2 protein-coding genes are annotated in these 3,421 nt (G+C 65.8%); both read left to right on the top strand.

All coding sequences use genetic code 11. The features are described from left to right. Positions 1-432 precede the first annotated feature (432 nt). On the top strand, positions 433-1,032 hold the full coding sequence (locus GXY33_13800; protein ID NLX06207.1) for an RNA polymerase sigma factor: 600 nt from the start codon (positions 433-435) through the stop codon (positions 1,030-1,032). A 4-nt stretch (positions 1,033-1,036) separates the two neighbouring features. Then, on the top strand, positions 1,037-3,421 hold a 2,385-nt coding region (locus GXY33_13795; GenBank protein NLX06206.1), incomplete at its 3' end, for a hypothetical protein.

Below are 3,421 nucleotides of genomic sequence, written 5' to 3'. Positions count from 1 at the left end.
CGCCGCCGCCGACCGACCGCCGACCCGCCGGTGGCTCGTCCACCAACCAGCCCAGGTACCGGTACGAAAGGCCAAACCCGGACCTTCGAGCCCACCGTCAATTATAGCCGTCCGGACGTCTTGGCTTCGGGCTCCAGCCCGCATGGACCGCGCCGCGCCAAACCCGTCGAACCGTCCCGGCCGCAGCCGACAGAAAGAAAAAACGGTACGGACAAGCCCCCTCAAAGTCAATACCATTGCCGACAATCGCCGTACCCCTCCCAGCCCGCCGAAACCCGGACCGCTGGCTCCGCAGCCGTCCTTTTACTATAATGGGAGACAGACAACTCCCTTTTGAGCCGGAGCACGCCGTCTGCGCAACCCGCTTCGACGACAAACCTCCGTGTGTGAACTTTTCCCAAGCCGCCGGTGTCTTGAGTGGTAGGAGGGCCGATGGGGCAATCCGATGAAGCGCTGATGCAGCGGATTTCCGAAGGTGACGAACCGGCGTTCGAAGCCCTCATGGAACGTTACCAGGAACCGGTGCGCCAACAGCTTCTGCGGATGCTCCGGGACCAGACGGCGGCCGACGATCTGGCCCAGGAAGTGTTTTTGAGGGTCTGGACAAGGGCTGAGCAGTGGAACGGAGCCGGGCCGCTCCGCGCCTGGCTGCTGCGAGTGGCGACGAATTTGACCCTCAACCACCTGCGCTCCATCCGCCGGCGAAGGCAGACGCCCCTCCAGCCGCCACGCGAGCCGGACGACGACGAGACCGAGCCGTCCATGCCCGGCTGGATGGTCGACGCCGCCGCCCTCGGACCCGACGCCCTCGCCGAGCAGGCCGAGCGGGGCGAACTGGTCCGCCGTCTGCTGGCCCAGCTCTCGGACGACAAACGCGAGGTGCTCCGCATGGTCCACGAGGATCAACTGCCGCTCCGCGACGTGGCTGAGCGGCTTGGCGTGCCCGAAGGCACGGTCAAGTCGCGACTGCACTACGCCCTGCGGCGCCTCGCCGCCCAATGGCACGACCTGGAAAAACAATGGGAGGATTAAGGCCATGACCGTCCGCTACCAAGCCCCGTGGCACCGACAATCGTTCGACCGCTTCCTTCACGAACGCCTGCCCCAACTCCTGGCCGAGCGGATGCCGCTGGCCGGCTACCGCGCCCAGTTCACCGGGCCGCATACCTGCCGGATCAACCTCTCGGTCTCGGCCCGGTCGGGCGCGGTCGATGTGGAGTACACCGACGTTCCCGCGCCCGATGAGGAAGGCGTCTTTCACCTCGGTGACCGCCGTTTCGTCTGTCCGCCAAGCGCATCGTCCGAGGCGCTGGACACAGCCGAAATCCGCTGCGTCGGAGAGCAATTCCTCGACTTCCTCGCCGAAAGGCTGGGCAGCGGCGCCAGCGACCTGTCGTGGGACGAGGCCCTGGTCCGCTCATGGCTGCCGCTGCGGGCGTGGATGCTCGAATTCCTCCGCGGCTCCGATTCGCTTCGCCCGTGGTCCACAGAGGCTGAGCCTCATGGACAGCCGCTCGACGAGACCAATTGGCTTTCGCGGCAGACCCATCTTCGCCGGCTGATCGTCCCGAACCGCAAAAAACTCTTCACCCAGGGTCAGATCGGCCGGACCTGCCCGATCGAAACGCCGGAAGGCACAAACATCGGCCGCGTGTTGAGCATCGCCCAGGGCGCCAAAATCCGTGACGGAGAACTCGTGGTCGTGGACGACCGGCCCGAAGCCGCGTTCGGCCTGTCGGCCTCGATGATCCCCTTCATCGAGCACAGCGACACCAATCGCACCCTCATGGGAGCGAACATGATGCGCCAGTGGCTCAACCCGCCCGACCCGGAACCGGCCCTGGTGCAAACCGGCCACGAGCCGCCGATTGACGCCTTCTGGTGCGGCCGAAACCTGCTGACCGCCTTTGTCTCCTGGGGCGAAGACACCTTCGAGGATGCCTTGACCATCAGCGAATCCGCCGCCGCTAAACTCGGCTATCCGAAACCGCTCGAACCGGGCGACAAGCTCTCCAACCGCCACGGAAGCAAGGGCATCGTCAGCCGAATTCTCCCCGATGAGCAAATGCCGCATCTGCCCGATGGCACAGCGGTCGAGATCATCTGCAGTTTCATGGGCTGTCACACGCGGCTGCACTTCGGACAACTTCTCGAGGCCCTGCTCGGTCGGATCGCCCGCATCGAAGGTAAGCCGGCCGTCGCGCCGCCCTTCGCCGCACCTCCAAGAGATGAAATTCGCCGCCAACTGGTCGAATGCGGCCTGCCCGAATCCGGCATGGAGACCCTCACGCTCGGCCGCAGCGGCGCCAAACTCGCCCGCCCATCCACCGTCGGATGGGTCTACTGGGGCAAGACGGACCACTGCGTCGCCGACAAGATCCACGCTCACGCCTGCGGTCTTCGGGCCAATCGCCAGGGCCACACCGAGTACGTCAACCTCCGGGAAAATCGAGCGTACGAAACCATCCGCGAGACCTATCACCTGCGCAGCACCGAGAACCCCGAGGCCCAGAACCTCTGCGATCGCCTCGCCGAGGGACCGGTCTCGATGCCCGAGCCGCCAAGCCCGAGCTTTCGCGACCTGCAGCGCCGGCTTCGTATCGCCGGCATCGAATTGCTGTTGTCCGGGCAGGCTCTGACCTGCCGCTTCCGCGAACCGGCTGAACCGGTGCTGCCGCTCGCCAGCCCGATCCCGCACCCGTGGATCGAGGATCGCCAGATCCGAACCGTCGGCCGATTCGACGGATTACCCGAGTTCGCCGATGTGCTTGTGGCCAATGCCCGCCTGCTGCAGATGATCGAGTCGCAGACTCCCCAGCGTCTCGTCCAGGACGCCACCGACCGGCTTCGCGCCGCGGTCGAAGGCTACTTCGACGCACTGGTCCCGGGCGAAGATCGCGAAGGAAAGGACTGGCGGCTCTGGCCGCACCCGGACTTCTACCGCTACGCGGTCCTCCGACTCGATGCGATGGTCCTGTTCAGCGGGCGCAGCGTCATTGCTCCGGCATCAGACTTGCACCTCGATCAACTGGGCCTGCCCGATCCGATCGCCTGGACCCTTTTCGGTCCGCTGGTGATCCGCGAACTCGGCGACCGCCGCGCTGTCGAATCCCGATCCGCCGAAGCCGCCGCTGCACTCGACCGGGTCATGGCCCGCAACTGGCTGATCCTGCATCGCGCACCGAGCATCCAGCCCACGTCGCACATCGCTTTCCGTCCCGTGCGCATCCCGGAGAAAGTCATCCGCATCCATTCGCTGGTCTGCCGCTGGCTCAACGCCGACTACGATGGCGATCAGTCCGCTGTCTTTCTGCCGATCACCGAGGCCGGCCAGCGCGAAGCCGCCGAACACCTCTCGGTGATGGGACATCTGCGCCAAGACCCCGCCCTGCTGGCCGATCTGGCGCCCACCCAAGAGATG

This window comes from Phycisphaerae bacterium (assembly GCA_012729815.1).
Classification (GTDB): domain Bacteria; phylum Planctomycetota; class Phycisphaerae; order JAAYCJ01; family JAAYCJ01; genus JAAYCJ01.
This window is presented reverse-complemented; position numbering and strand designations above follow the sequence as displayed.

Excerpts from the sequence above, each read along its gene's own strand:
- GXY33_13800 (NLX06207.1), top strand. The coding sequence starts at position 433 with ATGGGGCAATCCGATGAAGCGCTGATGCAGCGGATTTCCGAAGGTGAC.